Origin of the sequence: Streptomyces acidicola (assembly GCF_009377235.1) — a bacterium.
Classification (GTDB): domain Bacteria; phylum Actinomycetota; class Actinomycetes; order Streptomycetales; family Streptomycetaceae; genus Streptomyces; species Streptomyces acidicola.
This window is the reverse complement of record NZ_VMNX01000018.1, coordinates 39,470-57,655: the sequence shown is the minus strand read 5'-3', so window position 1 is coordinate 57,655 and position 18,186 is coordinate 39,470. Positions and strand designations below refer to the sequence as shown.

Here is an 18,186-nt window from a genome sequence, read left to right as displayed (position 1 = left end):
CGGTTACTGACGATGGATTGCTGATGACGGGTTTTTGATGGGTTTCTGCGGATTGAATGACGGTCACCGGTTCATCAGACTGACAGAAAAGCAGGCATGGCGAAAGGACCGGGGATGTCCCCCACAGACACGGGATCACAGGCGGGATCACGGACTTGGCTGAGCGAGGACGACTGCGATCTCGACACGTTCCGCTCACTGGTCGAACAGGACACCGACCCGCAGGCGTACCCCTCGGCGGAGCGGACCGAGCGACACGTGCTGGTCTACGACAGCGAGCGGCTTCGTGCGGGCACGGTCACCCCGGAGGGCCGCCGTGCGGTGCAGAGTGAGCTGGTGCGGGCCCTGCTGGACGGGCCCGGTGTCGTGGTCCTCAAGGCCGCCTACACCGACCCGGCTGTCGTGGACCGGGCGTCGGAGGCCTTCCACGCGCTGATCGAGGAGGAGCGCGCGGCCGGCACCGCACGCGGCGACCACTTCGCCAAGCCGGGCGCCAACGACCGCGTGTGGAACGCCCTGGACAAGGTGGCCGTACGCAGCCCGGACGTCTTCGCCGACTACTACGCGAACGACGTGCTGGCGCTGGTGTCCGAGGCCTGGCTCGGCCCCGCCTACCAGGTGACCTCGCAGGTCAACGTGGTCAACCCGGGTGGCGCCGCGCAGACCGTGCACCGCGACTACCACCTGGGCTTCCTCTCCCAGGAGCAGGCGGCCGCGTATCCCGCGCACGTCCACCGGCTGTCCCCCGTGCTGACCCTGCAGGGTGCGGTGGCGCACTGCGACATGCCGGTCGAGTCGGGGCCGACGCTGTTCCTGCCGCACTCGCAGAAGTACGAGCCGGGCTATCTGGCCTTCCGCCTCCCGGAGTTCGTCGCGTACTTCGACGAGCACCACGTCCAGCTTCCGCTGGAGAAGGGCGACGCGGTGTTCTTCAACCCGGCGCTCTTCCACGCCGCCGGGCACAACCGCTCGGCCGACATCCGGCGCATGGCGAACCTGCTGCAGATCTCGTCCGCGTTCGGCCGCGCGATGGAGTCGGTGGACCGTGAGGCGATGGCGAACGCGCTGTTCCCGGTGCTGCTGCGCCGCAGGGCCGAGGGCGCGCCGGAGGAGTGGCTGCGCCGTGTGGTCGCCGCCACGGCCGAGGGGTACCCGTTCCCCACGAACCTCGACCTCGACCCGCCGGTCGGCGGTCTCGCTCCGCCGTCCCAGGCGGACACCGTCTGGCAGGCCGTGACCGAGGGCTGGACCCCGGAACGGCTGAGCCAGGAACTGCAAGCGGCCGCCAAGCGCCGCAAGAGCTGAAGGAGACCACGGACTCATGGGACTGCTCGATGACAAAGTCGTCCTCGTCAACGGCGGCAGCCAGGGCGTCGGCGCGGGCATCGTGAGGGCGGCCGTACGCGAGGGCGCGACCGTCGTGTTCACGGGACGCCGGGCGGAGCTCGGCGAGAAGCTCGCCGCGGACGCGGGCGCCCACTTCCTGGCCGCGGACCTCTCGGATCCGGAGCAGGCGCGTGACAGCGTTGTACGGACGGTGTCCGGGCACGGTCGCGTGGACTGTCTCGTCAACGCGGCCGGGCTGACCACGCGTGGCTCACTGCTGGATACCACGCCGGAGCTGTTCGACGCGCACATCGCGATCAATCTGCGGGCGCCGTTCTTCGCGATGCAGGCGGCGGTTCAGCATCTGGTCGACCGCAAGGTGCCGGGCACGATCGTCAACATCATCACGTCCTCCTCGCACGGCGGACAGCCCTTCCTCGCCCCGTACGTCGCGGCCAAGGCCGGCCTCGCCGGGCTGACCCGCAACGCCGCCCACGCGCACCGCTGGGACCGTGTCCGCATCAACGGCCTCAACATCGGCTGGACGGACACCGAGGGCGAGGACGCGACGCAGCGCGCGTTCCACGGTGCGGGCGACGACTGGCGGGAGAAGGCAGCCCGGGCACAGCCGATGGGCAAGCTCGGGCAGGTCGACGAGATCGCCGACTTCGTCGTGTTCCTGCTGTCCGACCGCAGCGGGGTGGTGACCGGATCGGTCATCGACTGGGACCAGATAGTGTTCGGCGGGCTTGACTGAACCGCCCCTTGGGCTGAAGGAGCAAGATCATGCGTTTGGGCATCATGGGGCTGGGCCGGATCGGCGCGTTCCACGCGGAAACCCTATCGGGACTCGACGTGGTCGACTCCCTGGTGGTGACCGACCCGGTGGCCTCGGCCGCCGCGTCCGCCGCCGAACGGTTCGGAGCGACGGCCGTGGACTCCCCCGAGGCCGTGTTCGCCGCCGGTGTCGACGGAGTCGTCATCGCGGCCGCGACCGACGCGCACCCCGAGCTGATCCTCGCCGCCGTCAAGGCGGGCGTCCCGGTGTTCTGCGAGAAGCCCGTGGCCCGTGGCGTCGAGGAGAGCCTGGAGGTGCTCCGGGCCGTCGAGGGCGGCGGCGTCGAGGTGCACATCGGCTACAACCGGCGCTTCGACGCGGGCTGTGTCGCCGCGCGCAAGGCCGTGGTGAGCGGCGAGCTCGGCCTGCTGCACACCGTACGGTCCACCACCCTGGACCCCGCGCCTCCGCCGGCCGCCTATGTGGCCGTCTCCGGGGGCATCTTCCGCGACTGCAGCGTCCACGACTTCGACATCGTGCGCTGGGTGACGGGCCGCGAGGTGGTCGAGGTGTACGCGACCGGCGGCAACCGGGGCGCGGACTACATCGCGGCGGCGGGTGACGTCGACACCGCCTCCGCGCTGCTCACCCTCGACGACGGCACGATCGCCGTCATCTCCAACTCCCGGCACAACGCCCGCGGTTACGACGTGCGGCTGGAGCTGCACGGCATGAAGGACAGCATCGCGGTGGGCCTGGAGGACAAGCTGCCGCTGCGCTCCGTCGAGCCGGGTGCCACCTTCCCCTCGGGCGCCCCGCACACCTTCTTCATGGACCGCTTCGCCGACGCCTACCGCGCCGAACTGACCGCGTTCACCGAGGTCGTGGCGGGCACCCGCCCCTCCCCCTGCACGGTGGCGGACGCGATCGAGGCGAGCTGGATCGCCGAGGCGTGCACGCTGTCGCTGCACGAGCACAGGCCCGTACGACTGGAAGAGGTACGCAAGGGATGACCCACGAGCCGCTGCGGATAGGCGTGCTGGGCGCGGCCCGGATCGCCGAGCTCTCGATCGTCGGCCCTGCCCGTGCGGGCGGCCATCGCATCGTCGCGGTGGCCGCCCGCGACCGTGCCCGCGCCACCGCGTTCGCGGAACAGCACGGCGTGGAGCGGGTTGTCGGCTCGTACGCCGAACTTGTCGCCGACCCCGAGGTCGAGGTCGTCTACAACCCGCTCGCCAATGGTCTGCACGGACCGTGGAACGTGGCGGCCCTCGCCGCCGGCAAACACGTGCTGACGGAGAAACCGTCCGCGAGCAACGCGGAGGAGGCGGCCGAGATCCACGAGGCCGTCGCCGAGGCCGGCACCGTGTTCATGGAGGGCTTCCACTACCTGTTCCACCCGGTCACCCGCCGCCTCCACGAACTGCTGCGGAGCGGGGAGCTGGGCGAACTCCGGCATGTGGAGACGGTCATGGCCATGCCCGCACCGCGGGACGGTGACCCCCGCTGGTCGTTCCCGCTCGCGGGCGGCGCTCTGATGGACGTGGGCTGCTACGCGCTGCACGCCCAGCGGATGCTCGCCCCTTGGGCGGGCGGCGCGCCCCGGCTGGTCAGCGCAGGTGGCGGTGAGCGGGCGGACGCGCCCGGCGTCGACGAATGGCTGGACGCCGACCTGGAGTTCCCGAACGGTGCGACCGGCAGCGCCCGCTGCCACATGGCGCACCACGAGGTGCAGTTCAGCTGCCGGATCGTGGGCAGCCGGGGCGAGGCCACGGCCATGAACTTCGTGCAGCCCCACCTGGACGACCGGATCGTGGTCCGCGCGAGCGCCGGGGAGCGCACCGAGGAACTCGGCCGCCGCTCCTCGTACACCTACCAGCTCGACGCCTTCGCCGCCCATCTGCGGCAGGGCGCGCCCCTCGCCCTCGACGCCGGTGACGCGCTGGCCACCATGCGTCTCATCGACGACTGCTACCGGGCAGCGGGCTTCCCGGTCCGGCCGCGGACGGTTCCTCCGACCACGGTGTGAGAGGCGAAAGGAGGGGGTGGCGCCGGTCCGGCGCCACCCCCTCCTGCCATGTGAGGTCTACTCGTAGAAGGTGGGCGGCCTAGGCGTAGAAAGCGGGCCGCTCGATCAGTTCGACCTCGACGCGCCGCCCCTCCCGCTGCGCCGCCACGCCCGCCTCGCACACCGCTGCCGCCGCGTAGCCGTCCCAGACGCTCGGTCCGGTGACCTCACCGCGCCGGGTGGCGTCCACCCACGCCTGGACCTGGCGGTCGTACGCGTCCGCGAAACGCTCCAGGTAGTCCGGCGTGATGGCGCCGCCCCACCGGCCGTCGGCGCTGAGCCGGGGCCCGGACTCGTCGCCGATGCGTACCGTGCCCCGCTCGCACACCGCTTCGGCATGCACCTGGTAGCCGTAGCCGCAGTGGCCGAAGATCTCGACGTCGACGAGCGCGCCCGACTCCGTTTCGAAGAGGACGAACTGGGGGTCGTCCATGCCCTCGGGGGCATACGACGACGGGGCCGGCTTGAGCACGGTGACCGCTGTGATCTCCTGGTCGAGGAGCCAGCGGGTCACGTCCATCTCGTGCACCACGGAGTCGTTGATGAGCATCTCGTTGGTGAACCACGGTGGCATCGACGGGTTGCGGTGCCGGTGGTGCAGCATCAGCGCTCGGCCCAACCGGCCGCTGTGCAGGAGGCGTTCGAGCTTCATGTACTCGGCGTCGTACCGCCGCATGAAGCCCACCTGGATGCGCCGGTGCCCGAGCCGCCGCTCCGCCTCCAGCACCCGGAGCGCCGAGGCAGCGTCCGGGGTGAGCGGCTTCTCGCACAGGACCGGCAGGTCACGGTCGAGGGCTTCGAGCAGCGCCGCCTCGTGCGCGGGTCCGGGCGAGGCGATGAGTACGGCGTCCACGTCCTGTGCCGCCATGGCGGCCACGGGTTCGGTGTACGCCCTGCACCCGTCCATCGAGTCGGCCAGGGCCCCGGCCCGCTCCTCGTCGATGTCCACGACCGCGGTCACCCGCGCCCCGCTGATGACCCGCTGAAGCCGACGCGCGTGGTCGGCGCCCATCTTTCCGGTGCCGACGACCGCGACGCCCAGCGTTCCCTGAGACGGCATGTTCGTAGTATCTCCGCTGCTGGTGAAGGTGGGTTGGTGGGGACGGTCAGGCGACGGACACCTTCTATTCGGCGCCCCGCAACACCGAGCGCAAGTGCTCGGCGCTGGCCCACACGTCCTCGACCGGGCCCTTCTGCCGGGGTTCCTCGGTGAGGATGGTGTCCTGTTCCAGGACGTACCAGCCGTCGTACCCGCGTGCGCTGAGGTGGGTCACGATGGCGTGGACGTCGACGTCGCCGGCGCCCAGCGGGCGGTACATGCCCTCGCGCACCGCCTCCGTGTAAGAGAGGCGGCCGGACTGGACCTTGGCGGCGAGGGAGGCGTCCACGTCCTTCATATGCGTGTGGGCGATCCGTTCGGGCGCCTGGCGGGTGAGTTCCGCCGGATCGGTGCCGCCGATGAGCAGGTGGCCGGTGTCGAGGCACAGAGAGATCGCCGAGTGCTCCAGGACGCGCCGTACCTCGTCGCCGTTCTCGATCATCGTGCCCACGTGCGGGTGCAGGACGGCCCGTACGCCGCGTTCGGCGGCCAGTGCGGCCAGCCGGTCGAGGTTGGACAGCAGCAGCTTCCAGCCGTCGGCGTCGAGTTCGGGGCGCGAGTCGTAGCCGTCCTGGCCGGTGACGGCGGACAGGACGAGCACGTCCGCCTTCGAGGCGGCGTAGCTCTCCAGGAGTTGTTCCACCTCGGGCACCGGGTCGTGGCCGGGGACGTGGAGCAGGAGCGGGGTGAAGCCCCCGACAGCCTGGAGGTCGTGGTGGGCGAGGGTCTCGGCCATGGCGTCAGGTTCGCCGGGCAGGAACCCCTCGGGGCCGATCTCGGTGGCGGCCAGGCCGACCTCGCGCATCTCCTTCAGGACGCGTTCCGGGGTCAACTGGTAGCCCCAGCCGGGTACTTCGCACACGCCCCAGGAGATGGGCGCACCGGCGATCCTGTGCTGCGACGGGGTGTTCATGCCGTGGCCTTTCGGTGGATCCAGTCGGGGAGGGAGCCCAGGGCGAGGTGGTCACTGCCGCAGCCGACCGGACACAGCCGACGACCGGGCCGTTCACCTGGACGCAAAGGTAGGCGCGGCGCGAGGCAATACTGAAGAGGCAGAACCCATCATTAACCCATCATTGGGCAGATCTTCTTCCCCTCATTCCTGCGCCTCGGACGCGTGCTTGGGAGGAGCTCCCAGGGCGTCGTAGTGTCGGGTCACGATCAACCGCACCACCCCCGCGCAGCCCCCGCACAGCCCAGGCCTCCCTCGCAGAAGGAAACGCAGACCACATGGGTACGTCAGCCGTCCAGTCCCGCACGATCGCCTTCATCGGCCTCGGCATCATGGGTTCCCCCATGGCCGCCAACCTCGTCCGGGCCGGGCACACCGTCGTCGGACACAACCGGAGCCGCCCGCCGGTGGACCGCCTGGTCGAGGCGGGAGGCCGGGCGGCGGACAGCGTGGCGGCCGCGGTCGCGGGCGCGGACGTCGTCATCACCATGCTCCCCGCGGACCCGCAGGTCACCGAGGTCGTCCTCGGCGAGAGCGGCGTCCTGGCCCACGCCCGGCCGGGCACCCTCGTCATCGACATGAGCAGCGTCAGCCCCCGGACCGCCGTCGCGATCGCCGAGGCCGGCCGGGACAAGGGCGTTCGCGTCCTGGACGCCCCGGTGTCCGGTGGTGAGGCCGGTGCCGTCGAGGCCGTGCTGTCCATCATGGTCGGCGGTGACGCGGCCGACTTCGCCGAGGCCGAACCGCTCTTCGGCGCGCTCGGCACGACCGTCGTCCACGTGGGCCCGCACGGCGCCGGCCAGACCGTGAAGGCCGCCAACCAGCTCATCGTCGCGGTCAACATCCAGGCCCTGGCCGAGGCGGTGGTCTTCCTGGAGAAGGCGGGCGCGGATCTCCCCACCGCCCTGGAGGTCCTCGGCGGCGGTCTGGCCGGTTCCACCGTTCTCGCCCGCAAGAAGGACAGCATGCTGAACCGGGACTTCAAGCCGGGCTTCCGTATCGACCTGCATCACAAGGACATGGGCATCGTCACCGACGCGGCCCGCGCCACCGGCGCCGTCCTCCCCCTCGGCGCACTCACCGCCCAGCTGATGGCCTCCGCCCGTGCCAACGGCGACGGCCCGCTCGACCACTCGGCCCTGCTGCGCGGAGTGGAACGGCTCTCGGGCCGGGCCTCGGAGTAAGCGCGACACCGCGAACACGAGCGAGAGCTGACGGGTGCGGGGACTACTCCCAGACGACGACGTTGCGCCGCACCGGCACCGCTGAGGGGTCGGTGGCGAACAGCTCGGGCGAATGCGCTCTTATGCGTTCGATGTCGCTGAAGACGGCCCGCAGGTGCGTGCGCATCGCCGTGCGCGCCAGCGACACGTCCCCGCCCACCACCGCGTCGAAGATCTCCCGGTGCTGGTCCGCGAACACCGCGGGAGACGCGTTCTCGTACAGGCCCAGACGGCGGGCGCGGTCCAGATGCCCCTTGGCGGCGGCGACGGTCGTCCAGGCGTTCGCGTGTCCGCTCAGCCGCATCAGGCCCTGATGGAACGCCTCGTCCAGCTCGAAGAACTCCTCGATTCCGAGGCCCTCTCGCTGCTGACGCTCAAGGTTGTCACGCAGGTCCTTGAGGACCGCGGCGTCCAGGTCCGGGGGCAGGTCGTCCAGCGCGGCCAGCTCGACCGCCTCCCGCAGGAACTGCGCGTCGGAAACCTGGGCCGGGTCCACCCGTGAGACGAAGGAACCGATCTGCGGGAAGACCTGCACGAGGCCTTCCTGGGCCAGGAGGATCAGGCTCTCCCGCACAGGCGTACGGCTGACGCCCATGGACGCCGCGAGTTCGTTCTCCGACAGCGCGGCGCCCGGCGGGAGTTGGAGCGTCAGAACCATCTGACGCAACGTCACATAGATCTCGTGCCGACTGGTCCGCTGCCGTTTGGGTTGGGCCATGGACCCATCGTATCGCCAGGATCATCACCACCCGGCACATGACCGCGGAGCTCCGCCCACCCAGAAAGAACCAGGCCAGAGGCATTGCCGAAACTCCACGACAGGTGCTTGTATACAAGCCCTGGCCGACAGCACGGGTGCTCGTGCCGGCCGACCGACCATGCCGCTGCCGTTAGGAGAGCTCATCAGTGAGCAGGATCGAGCACGTCGAGGTGTTCGTCGCCTCCCCCGGGCGCACGTTCGTCACGCTGCGCATCACCACGTCGGACGGAGTGACCGGCCTCGGTGACGCCACGCTCAACGGCCGTGAACTGGCCGTGGCGAGCTATCTGCGCGACCACGTGGCCCCCCTGCTGATCGGCAGGGATCCGGCGCGGATCGAGGACATCTGGCAGTACCTGTACCGGGGTGCGTACTGGCGGCGCGGGCCGGTCACCATGACCGCCATCGCCGCCGTCGACACCGCCCTGTGGGACATCAAGGGCAAGACCGCCGGACTGCCGGTCTACCAGCTCCTCGGCGGGCGTTCCCGGGACGGCGTGCTCGTCTACTCGCACGCCAGCGGCACCGACGTACCGTCCCTGCTCGACGACGTCGAGCGGTACCTCGAACTCGGCTACAAGGCGGTGCGCGCCCAGGCGGCGGTACCGGACGTCGGCGGCACCTACGGCGTGCGCAAGGGCAAGCTGTACGAGCCCGCGGCGAGCGACCTGCCCGACGAACAGCCCTGGGACACCGAGGCCTACCTCGGCTTCGCGCCGACCTACCTGGAGGCCGTACGGGAGCGCTTCGGCTTCGGCTTCCACCTGCTGCACGACATTCACCACCGGCTGACCCCGATCGAGGCGGCCCGCTTCGGCAAAAGCGTCGAGGGCTGCCGCCTGTTCTGGATGGAGGACCCGACTCCGGCCGAGAACCAGGAGGCGTTCCGGCTCATCAGGCAGCACACGACGACACCGATCGCCGTGGGCGAGGTCTTCAACTCGATCTGGGACGTCCAGCAGCTGATCACCGAGCAGCTCATCGACTACGTGCGCACCACCGTGGTCCACGCGGGCGGCATCACGCATCTGCGCCGGATCTTCGACCTCGCCGCGCTGTACCAGGTCCGGACCGGTTCTCACGGCGCCACCGACCTCTCCCCCGTCAGCATGGCCGCCGCCGTGCACCTCGACATCGCCGTGCCGAACTTCGGCATCCAGGAGCACATGGGCCACCCGGACGAGGCCGCCGAGGTCTTCCGGACGGGCGTCACCTTCGCGGACGGGATGCTGCACCCCTCCGACGAGCCCGGTCTCGGAGTGGAGTACGACGAGAAGGCGGCCGAGCGCTTCCCGTACCAGCGGCGCTATCTGCCGGTGGCACGCCGCCTCGACGGCTCGGTGCACGACTGGTGAGCGGCACGACGCCCCTGAACCGTCGGGCGCTGAGCGAACTCGCACCCGAACTGCGCCCCCAGGTCGACCCCGCCGGACTACGCACCCGTGTCGTCCACTTCGGCATCGGCGCCTTCCACCGGGCACACCAGGCCGTCTACACGGAGAACGCGGCGGCGCGGTCGGGCGAACCCTGGGGCATCGCCGCGGTCGCTCCCCGGTCGACGGCGACGGTGGACGCCCTCCGCGCACAGGACTGCTTGTACTCGGTCACGGAACGTCGCCCCGACGGCGGCGTCCCGCGGATCGTCGGATCGCTGACCGGCGCCTACGCCATGCAGCGGGACGGGGCCGCCGTCGACGCCCTGCTCACCGATCCGCAGACGACGGTGGTGACGCTCACCATCACCGAGAAGGGGTACCACCGGTCATCCCGGACCGGTGGCCTGGACACGGCGGTTCCCGACCTCGACACCACGGTGATCGGGCGGCTGGCCGCCGGACTGGCCGCGCGGATGCGCTCCGGTGCGGCCCCGGTCACTGTCGTCTCCTGCGACAACATGGCGGACAACGGCGCCGTGCTGGAACGAGTCGTCCATGACGTCGTCCGAGCCTCCGGGCAGCCCGACATCGAGCGGGTACTGGAGCTGATGAACCAGTACGTGGCGTTTCCCGCCACCGTCGTGGACCGGATCGTCCCCGCCACCACGGCCGCCGACGTGGCGGCGACGGCCACCGCACTGGGCGTCCACGACGCGCTTCCCGTGAGCGGCGAGCCGTACCGGCAGTGGGTCCTTCAGGACCGCTTCGCCGCCCCGCGCCCGCCGTGGGAGCTCGACGGCGCCCTGTTCGTCCCCGATGTCGCGCCGTACCAGCTCACCAAGCTGCGGCTGCTCAACGGCTCGCACTCGGCGCTCGCCTGCCTCGGGATCGCCGCGGGCTGCACCACCATCGCCGACACCATGGCCGCCGGCTGGGGAGAACGGCTCGTGAAGGCGCTGTGCGCCGAGGTCGCACCCACCCTGCCCGCCGGGGGCCCCGATCCGGACCGGTACGCCGACGACCTCGTCGCCCGCTTCAGCAACACGGCCATGCGACACTTCCTGCGGCAGATCGCCTCGGACGGATCGCTGAAGATCACCGAGCGCTGGCTGCCTGCGCTGCGGTCACTGCGCGAGCGCGGCGCGGCCACCCCGATGCTCGAACTCGCCCTCGCGGGCTGGGCCCACACCACCAGGCCCGGTCCCCAGGACCACGGCATCACCGACCCCGCGCAGGACGCGCTCGCCGCGTGCTGGCGTACCGGCGCGGCTCCGGCGGACACCGTCCGCGCCCTGCTCACGACCGTCGGCGCACCCGACCTCGCCGACGACACCGCTCTCACCACCGCCGTGGCCCGGCATCTCCCCGCCCTGCACGCCGGCCACGTCGACCTCTGAGGCCTCTGGGACCTCTGAACCGGGGCGACCTGCCTCTGCCGCACCGTCCCCACCCGCACGAACAACGGAGTTCACGATGAAGGACAGCACCACCACAGCGGAGCCATCCGGCGTCGCACAACGCACCACCAGTGACCTGACCAAGGCCGCCGTGTCCGGCTGGCTGGGTACGGCCATGGAGTTCATGGACTTCCAGCTGTACTCGCTGGCGGCCGCGATCGTCTTCAACAAGATCTTCTTCCCGGACGTCAGCCCCGCGATCGGCCTCATCGCCGCGATGGCCACCTACGGCGTCGGCTACGTCGCCCGGCTCGCCGGCGCGGTCTACTTCGGCCGGATGGGAGACCGGCTCGGCCGCAAGAAGGTCCTGACGATCACCATCGTGCTGATGGGCGCCTCGACCACCCTCATCGGCCTTCTGCCCACCTACGCGTCGATCGGCATCCTGGCTCCCGCCCTGCTCGTCGTGCTCCGGCTGGCCCAGGGCTTCGGGGCCGGCGCGGAGATCGCCGGTGCCACCGTGATGCTCGCCGAGTACGCCCCCACCAAGCGGCGCGGCCTGGTCTCCTCGCTGGTGTCGCTGGGCACCAACTCGGGCACGCTCGCCGCCTCGGGCGTGTGGGCCATCCTGCTCGCCGTCCTCAGTGAGGAGCAGCTGCTGTCCTGGGGATGGCGCCTGCCGTTCCTGATGAGCTTCGGCCTGCTGCTGTTCGCCGTGTGGCTGCGCCGCAACCTCAAGGAGAGCCCGGTGTTCGAGGAGCGCCCCGACGTCGTGGACGGCGTGGCGATGACCCGGAGCGAGGTCGAGTCAGCGGTCACCGAGGGTGCCGAGGACGACACCGGCCTGCTGGAGGCGGGCATGAAGCAGCGCAAGGGCAAAGCGTTCTTCCTCGCGCTGGCGCTGCGCTTCGGTCAGGCGGGCAACTCCGGACTGGTCCAGACGTTCCTCGTCGGCTACATCGCGACCAACCTCGCGGCCGGGCGCTCCGTCCCCACGGACGCCATCTTGTACGGGTCACTCCTGGGCTTCCTCACGGTGCCGGCGGTGGGCATGCTCGGGGACCGCTTCGGACGGCGTGTGATGTACGTGGTGCTGACCGTGCTCACCATCGTCCTCGCCTTCCCCGTGATGCTGATGATCACTTCGGGAAGCACTCCCGCCCTGATGCTGGGCATGGTCGTGGGCCTGAACGTCGGCGTCCTCGGGCTGTTCGCGCTGGAGAGCGTGACCATGGCCGAACTCTTCGGGTCGCGTACCCGGTTCACTCAGCTCGCCCTGGCCAAGGAGATCGGTGGCGTCCTCGCCACCGCCATCGGTCCGGTCCTCGCGGCGAGCCTGACCGCCGCCACCGGCAGCTGGTGGCCCATCGCGGCGATGCTCGTCGTCTACTCGCTGATCACACTCGCCGGTGCGCTCCTCTCGCCCGAGACGCGCGGCCGGGACCTGGTTCGACTGGAGGATGCCGTATGAAAGCCGTCGTCGTGCACGGGGCGGGGGACCTGAGGATCGACGAGCGCCCCCGGCCCGAGCCGGCGCCGGACGAGGTGCTGCTCGCCATGGAGTGGGGCGGCATCTGCGGATCCGACGTCTCCTACTGGAGGAAGGGCGCCTCCGGCACCGCGGCACTGGCGCACCCCCTGGTCCTCGGCCACGAGGTCGCCGGCCGGATCGCGGCCCTGGGAGCGGAGGTCACCGGCCTGTCGGAGGGACAGCCGGTGACGGTCCATCCGGCCCGCCCCGTGGGCGGCGATCTCCTGCCGGAGCGGCTCGCCGGACGCACCAACCTGCACCCCCGTGTCCGCTACTTCGGCTCGGCGGCCCTCACCCCGCACACCGACGGCGGGTTCAGCGAGTTCCGGGCTGTGCCCGCGGCACAGATCCGCCCGCTTCCCGACGGTGTGGACACCGAGTCGGGCGCGCTGGCCGAGCCGTTGGCGGTCGCCCTGCACGCCGTCGGCCGCGCACCCGAGCTGCGGGGACGGACCGTCCTGGTCAACGGCGCGGGACCGATCGGCTCCCTGGTCGTCGCCGCCGCCAGGTACCGCGGAGCGCACACCGTGGTCGCGTCCGATCTTTCCGCCTCGTCGCTCTCCGTGGCCCGGCGCATGGGCGCGGACTCGGTGGTCGATGTCTCCCTCGGCCAGGAGCTGCCGCAGGACGTCGACGTCGTCTTCGAGGCGTCCGGCGCACCGGCCGCCCTGGGAGCGGCACTGCGGGCCACCGCACGTGGCGGCACCCTCGTCCAGGTCGGCAACCTGCCCGGGACGGCCGCGCCCTCCGTACTGGGCGACCTGGTCACCCGCGAGATCACCTGGATCGGTTCCTACCGCTTCGTGGACGAGATCGACGACGCCCTCGTCGCCCTGCGTGACGGACTGGACGTCTCCCCGGTCATCAGCCACCGCTTCCCGCTGGACCAGGCCGAGCAGGCCCTCGCGGTCGCCGCCGACCCGGGCAGCGCCAGCAGCAAGGTGATGCTGCGCCTGGCGACGGAGACGCCCCTGCACGCCTGACGGGAGTCACGACGGTCCTGGCAGGAGTCAGGAGACCTTCCTGGCGGGAGTCAGGACCGTCAGGACGGCACCGAATCGAACCAGGCCGTACAACCCCGCCGCCCCGCCCCAGAGTTGAGCCCCAGCACCAGTCGCCAGGAGATTGCCTTGCCCCAGTCGCCCGCCGGCCTCCGCGCAGCCGCAGGCCCCAAGCATGCGTCGCTGGACGTCGTGTGCCTCGGTGAGACCATGGCCGTCCTCGCTCCCCCGGACGCCCTGCCGCTCGCCGACCAGCCCGCGCTCCGTCTCTCGATCGGGGGTGCCGAGTCCAACGTGGCCTGCGGGCTGGCGGCTCTCGGGCACCGGGCCGCGTGGCTCAGCCGGGTGGGCGACGACCCCTTCGGGCAGCGCATCCTGACGGAACTCGCCTCCCGGGGTGTGGAGGTGAGCGCTGTCGGCACCGACCCCCTCCATCCGACCGGCGTCTATTTCAAGGACCCCGGACCGGACGCGACGCGAACCCACTACTACCGGCGCGGATCAGCCGCCTCTCACATGGGCCCGGAAGTGGCCCGGGCGCCCGAGCTGCACGACACGCGCATCGTGCACCTGTCCGGCATCACCGCGGCCCTCTCCGACAGCTGCGCCCGCCTGCTGGAGGAGATCGTGGTGGGCCGCACCCCATGGACGGGGGACGTCTCCGGCACGCCGAGCCGACCGATCGTCTCGTTCGACGTCAACCACCGTCCCGCCCTGTGGCGCGACCGCGGTGCCGACGCGGCGCAGCCCTTGCTGGATCTCGCTCGCGCCGCGGACATCGTCTTCGTGGGGCGGGACGAGGCCGAGGCCCTGTGGGACACTGCCCGGCCCGACGAGATCGCGGCTCTGCTCGCGCCGGCGCCGCTCGTCGTCGTCAAGGACGCCGAGCACGGAGCCACTTCCTACTCCGCGGGGAGCCGCACCTTCGCGCCCACGCCGCCCGTCGAGGTGGTCGAGCCGGTCGGCGCGGGCGACGCCTTCGCGGCCGGGTACCTGTCCGGCGTACTGCACGACCACGACGAGATGACGCGGCTGCGTCTCGGCCACCTCACGGCGGCGGCCGTCCTGCGATCCAGGGACGACGTTCCCGTCCTGGAACGCGACTTCGCGGACACCGTCGGCGGACAGTCCTCACCCGGCTGAAGCGGACGGGGGCGGACGCCCCTCTGAGGCGCCGGACACGACGCCTCACGAGGGTCGGCCCACGGTTCCGGGGTGCACACGGCGGCGCCCCCGGAACCGTGGGCCTCGCGCGTTTTGTTGGTACGTCATGACAAACCTGTTGACATCCCCTGTGGGCGGCCCCATAGTTCCTGCCACTAGAGCGCGCTAATAAAGCGCTCCAGTGACGAAGAACAGGTGGTCCACACCCATGAGCACCACAGACAGCAGTCACCGCCACACAGGGCACCCGCAACCGCTCCGCCCGCCTCTCCAGGCCGGGTGACGCGGCCTTCGTCCGGTCGTACGGCTCGACCGCCGGTATCCGACGCCCTTTCCCTCTGCTCCCAGCCCGAACCGCACAGCGAGGTGCAACAGACATGCGCAGACACCACCGGGCGCGCGCCGCCACCCTGACAGCCACCGTCCTCGTCGGCACGGCGCTCGCCGCCGGCTGTTCCAGCGGCTCCGGCGGCAAGAAGTCCGAGGAAGGCGGCGCGGACACCTCGGCGGGCAAGGCCAACACCCCGCGTATGACCGTGGCCATGATCACGCACGCGGCCCCCGGCGACACCTTCTGGGACCTCATCCGCAAGGGCGCCCAGGCCGCAGCGGCCAAGGACAACGTCAAGCTCGTCTACTCCAGCGATCCCAACGCCGGCAACCAGGCCAACCTGGTGCAGAACGCGATCGACCAGAAGGTCGACGGTATCGCGCTCACCGCGGCGAAGCCGGACGCCATGAAGGACGTCGTGGCCAAGGCCAGGGCGGCCGGCATCCCGGTCGTCGGCTTCAACTCCGGCCTGGACAACTGGAAGGAGCTCGGCATGCTCGAGTACTTCGGCCAGGACGAGAACATAGCGGGCCAGGCCTTCGGCCAGCGGCTCAACGAGCTCGGCGCCAAGCACGCCGTCTGCGTCATCCAGGAACAGGGACAGGTCGCCCTCGAGGCGCGCTGCGCGGGCCTGAAGAAGGGGTTCAAGGGCAAGACCGAGACCCTGTACGTCAACGGCACCGACATGCCGTCCGTGAAGTCGACGATCACGGCCAAGCTCAAGCAGGACTCCTCCATCGACCAGGTGGTCACCCTCGGCGCCCCGTTCGCGCTGACCGCCGTGCAGTCGGTGTCCGACGCGGGCGGCAAGGCCAAGGTCGCGTCCTTCGACCTCAACAAGGACCTGGTGAAGGCCGTCGCGGACGGCCAGGTCGAGTTCTCGGTCGACCAGCAGCCCTATCTGCAGGGCTACCTGTCCGTTGACGCACTGTGGCTGTACCGGACGAACGGCAACTTCAGCGGCGGTGGCGCCGCACCGGTGCTCACCGGTCCGGCCTTCGTCACCAAGGACAACGTCGCCGACATCGCCAAGTTCGCCGCGAAGGGGACGCGATAGCCGTAGGGGTCGGCGTCGCCGGCGGCAGACGCGTGACCAGCGGCAACGGCGGCGGCGTGAGCAGCGGCACCCGCCGCACCCACGCCTCTGCCGCCGGCCGGGCCCTCAGGCCGAGGCCTCCGGAACCGGTCCACTGGTCCCCCGCACCACCAGCTTCGGGTCCAGTACCGCTTCCCTGGGCTCCAGCCGCTCGTCCTCCAGCCGCTCCACGGCGAACCTGACCGCGTGCTCCGCCATGAGGGCCGCGTCCTGGCGGACGGTGGTCAGGCCGATCGGCATCAGGTGGGAGAGGTGGCTGTCGTCGTACCCGATGACGGACATGTCGCGCGGGACGTCGATGCCCGCCCGCGTCAGCGCCATCAACAGCCCCCACGCACAACGGTCGTTGCCCGCGAGAACCGCCGTCGGCAGCGGCCGACCGCTGTCCCGCTCGCTCAGGAGCAGCTCTCCCGCCTCGATGCCCGACTGCTCGGTGTGGTCACCGGGGATCACCCGCAACTCGGCCTGGAGTCCATGGCGGCGCATCGCGGCCCGGTAGGCGCGCCGCCGGTCCGCCGAGCCGGGCCCCTGACCACCGTCGATGTGGACGATCCGGCGGTGCCCCAGTTCCACGAGGTGGTCCATGGCCTGCCGGACGCCCTTGCCCTCGGCGGAGTGCACGAAGTCGACGTGGGCCTGCGGTACCCGGCGGCTCACCGAGACGGCGACCGTACGGCGGCCGAGGGCGTCGAGGTAGCCGGGCTCGGCGTCGGGGCCGAGCAGGATCACCGCCTCGCAGCGGTGACTGAGCAGGGCCTCGACCGCCTTGGCCTCGTCGCGACTCCGGGTGGCGGCGGAGAGCAGGACGTCGTAGCCGAGCCGTTCGGCCTCGGGATAGATGCCCGCGATGAGGTTGGTGTGGAAGGTCTGGTGGACGGTGAACATCACGCCGAGCGTGCGGCTGCGGCCGCGGGCCAGCAGCCTGGCCGCGTTGTCGGGGCGGTAACCGATCTCGTCGGCGACGCGCAGGACCCGCTCGCGGGTCTCCTTGCTCGCTCCCGGCTGGTCACGGAAGATGATCGAGACGAGTGCCCTGGACACGCCCGCCCGGGCGGCGACGTCCGCCATCGTGGGCCGCTGCCTGCCCGATGCATCCACCTGTGAACCCACCCTTCGCCGGCGCCCACCCTACGGGCAGTCTCCGTCCCCCCAGCAGCAAGGCACTGACATGACATGTGAGCAAGGCTCATCCTACTCGCAATAGAGCGCGCTAGTAGCGCGTGCCAGTCAAGGGTCGGTCACCGACAACCACTGGCCGGTCGCCGGTGCTACTGCGCCAGCTCCGGGTACAGCACCGACAGCTCTCCGGACAGGCCCGCCTCGACCTGCCGTGTGATGTCGTCGGCCAGCACCTCGTGAGCTCCTTCCTCGATCCCGTCGAGCGCGAGTGCCGCGATGTCACCGGGTGTGGACTTGGGCACTTCGAAACCGGCGGTCATGTCGGTGTCCACCTGGGCCATGTGGAGTCCGGTGACCGCGATGCCACGCGGCCTCAACTCCAGGCGCAGGGAGTTGGTCTGCGACCACAGCGCGGCCTTGGAGGCACTGCAGGAACCGTAGCCGCCCAGCCACGAGAGCGCGGAGTGGACGTTGAGGATGTGACCAGTGCCGTTGCGCTCGATGACCGGCACGAAGGCGCGGGTGACCAGCAGCGGTCCGTAGAAAGTGGTCTCGAACTCCTGGCGTGTGTCGTCGACGGGCGAGTCGAGGAAGGACGCACCCACCATCGCGCCGGCGTTGTTGATCAGGATCGTGACGTCCTGGGCCTGCGCGGCAGCGGTTGCCACGGAGGCGGGATCGGTGACCTCCGGAGCCACCGGCACGGCGTCGGGATGCGTCACGATCCGCGGATCGCGGGCCGTGGCGTAGACCTTGGCGGCACCGCGGACGTACAGCTCCTCCACCATCGCCCTGCCGATGCCGCGGCTGCCGCCGGTGACGAAAACGACGGCGCCCTTGATCTCAGTCATGTTGCACGCTGACGGGAAACCGATCGTTTTCCCTCACCGTAAACGATCGGTTTTTCCCTTCAAGCTCTGCTCCGAAATGCTGAGTCTACTTTCCAAACTCACTGGCGATGAGAT

The 18,186-nt window shown here is 70.7% G+C and carries 16 protein-coding genes; 11 read left to right on the top strand and 5 right to left on the bottom strand.

Features of this window, described 5'->3' with window-relative positions:
• The first annotated feature begins 114 nt into the window (after nt 1-114).
• Genes FPZ41_RS08470 through FPZ41_RS08455 form a run of 4 tightly spaced genes read left to right on the top strand, consistent with a single transcriptional unit; the run spans nt 115 to nt 4,133 of the window.
• Complete coding sequence (locus FPZ41_RS08470; RefSeq protein WP_152860624.1) at nt 115-1,305, top strand: phytanoyl-CoA dioxygenase family protein; 1,191 nt, start codon at nt 115-117, stop codon at nt 1,303-1,305.
• 16 nt (nt 1,306-1,321) lie between these two features.
• Nucleotides 1,322-2,083: an SDR family oxidoreductase gene (locus FPZ41_RS08465; protein ID WP_152860622.1), complete on the top strand. Its 762-nt coding sequence runs from the start codon at nt 1,322-1,324 to the stop codon at nt 2,081-2,083.
• 29 nt (nt 2,084-2,112) lie between these two features.
• On the top strand, nt 2,113-3,117 hold the full coding sequence (locus tag FPZ41_RS08460) for a Gfo/Idh/MocA family protein (RefSeq protein WP_152860620.1): 1,005 nt from the start codon (nt 2,113-2,115) through the stop codon (nt 3,115-3,117).
• Nucleotides 3,114-4,133: a Gfo/Idh/MocA family protein gene (locus FPZ41_RS08455; RefSeq protein WP_152860618.1), complete on the top strand. Its 1,020-nt coding sequence runs from the start codon at nt 3,114-3,116 to the stop codon at nt 4,131-4,133. Before FPZ41_RS08460 ends, FPZ41_RS08455 begins: the two co-directional genes overlap by 4 nt.
• Before the next feature lie 79 nt (nt 4,134-4,212).
• Here FPZ41_RS08455 and FPZ41_RS08450 read toward each other — a convergent pair whose 3' ends face one another.
• Both FPZ41_RS08450 and FPZ41_RS08445 read right to left on the bottom strand, forming a co-directional pair.
• Nucleotides 4,213-5,232: a Gfo/Idh/MocA family protein gene (locus FPZ41_RS08450; RefSeq protein ID WP_152860616.1), complete on the bottom strand. Its 1,020-nt coding sequence runs from the start codon at nt 5,230-5,232 to the stop codon at nt 4,213-4,215.
• 64 nt (nt 5,233-5,296) lie between these two features.
• Nucleotides 5,297-6,184, bottom strand: coding sequence for a sugar phosphate isomerase/epimerase family protein (locus FPZ41_RS08445; protein ID WP_152860614.1), 888 nt, complete (start codon nt 6,182-6,184; stop codon nt 5,297-5,299).
• A gap of 128 nt (nt 6,185-6,312) precedes the next feature.
• Here FPZ41_RS08445 and FPZ41_RS08440 point away from each other — a divergent pair, with 128 nt between their 5' ends.
• Entirely contained in the window at nt 6,313-7,407 is a 1,095-nt protein-coding gene (locus tag FPZ41_RS08440) for a 2-hydroxy-3-oxopropionate reductase (protein ID WP_322619972.1), read from the top strand.
• A gap of 43 nt (nt 7,408-7,450) precedes the next feature.
• Here FPZ41_RS08440 and FPZ41_RS08435 read toward each other — a convergent pair whose 3' ends face one another.
• Nucleotides 7,451-8,164, bottom strand: coding sequence for a GntR family transcriptional regulator (locus FPZ41_RS08435; protein WP_152860610.1), 714 nt, complete (start codon nt 8,162-8,164; stop codon nt 7,451-7,453).
• A gap of 188 nt (nt 8,165-8,352) precedes the next feature.
• Between FPZ41_RS08435 and manD the strand changes: the two genes are divergently transcribed.
• The 6 genes from manD (at nt 8,353) to FPZ41_RS08405 (ending at nt 16,063) form a co-directional block, all read left to right on the top strand.
• On the top strand, nt 8,353-9,561 hold the full coding sequence (manD, locus tag FPZ41_RS08430) for a D-mannonate dehydratase ManD (protein ID WP_131558122.1): 1,209 nt from the start codon (nt 8,353-8,355) through the stop codon (nt 9,559-9,561).
• Nucleotides 9,558-10,979: a mannitol dehydrogenase family protein gene (locus FPZ41_RS08425; RefSeq protein WP_322619968.1), complete on the top strand. Its 1,422-nt coding sequence runs from the start codon at nt 9,558-9,560 to the stop codon at nt 10,977-10,979. The genes manD and FPZ41_RS08425 overlap by 4 nt, the downstream gene beginning before the upstream one ends.
• Nucleotides 10,980-11,055: 76 nt before the next feature.
• Nucleotides 11,056-12,450 carry an MFS transporter gene (locus FPZ41_RS08420; protein WP_152860608.1) on the top strand — a complete coding sequence of 465 codons (1,395 nt, stop codon included), beginning with the start codon at nt 11,056-11,058 and terminating at the stop codon, nt 12,448-12,450.
• Nucleotides 12,447-13,493 (top strand): L-idonate 5-dehydrogenase, encoded by a 1,047-nt coding sequence (locus tag FPZ41_RS08415; protein ID WP_152860606.1) that lies wholly within the window; start codon nt 12,447-12,449, stop codon nt 13,491-13,493. The genes FPZ41_RS08420 and FPZ41_RS08415 overlap by 4 nt, the downstream gene beginning before the upstream one ends.
• A 147-nt stretch (nt 13,494-13,640) precedes the next feature.
• The gene (locus FPZ41_RS08410) at nt 13,641-14,654 is read left to right on the top strand and encodes a sugar kinase (protein WP_228022597.1); all 1,014 of its coding nucleotides are present in this window, start codon (nt 13,641-13,643) and stop codon (nt 14,652-14,654) included.
• 398 nt (nt 14,655-15,052) lie between these two features.
• The gene (locus tag FPZ41_RS08405; protein WP_152860604.1) at nt 15,053-16,063 is read left to right on the top strand and encodes a sugar ABC transporter substrate-binding protein; all 1,011 of its coding nucleotides are present in this window, start codon (nt 15,053-15,055) and stop codon (nt 16,061-16,063) included.
• 105 nt (nt 16,064-16,168) lie between these two features.
• On the opposite strand, the gene FPZ41_RS08400 is transcribed toward FPZ41_RS08405, so the two are convergent.
• Both FPZ41_RS08400 and FPZ41_RS08395 read right to left on the bottom strand, forming a co-directional pair.
• Nucleotides 16,169-17,170: a LacI family DNA-binding transcriptional regulator gene (locus FPZ41_RS08400; RefSeq protein WP_152860646.1), complete on the bottom strand. Its 1,002-nt coding sequence runs from the start codon at nt 17,168-17,170 to the stop codon at nt 16,169-16,171.
• A 200-nt stretch (nt 17,171-17,370) separates the two neighbouring features.
• Complete coding sequence (locus FPZ41_RS08395) at nt 17,371-18,072, bottom strand: SDR family oxidoreductase (protein WP_152860602.1); 702 nt, start codon at nt 18,070-18,072, stop codon at nt 17,371-17,373.
• Between the last annotated feature and the right edge of the window lie 114 nt (nt 18,073-18,186).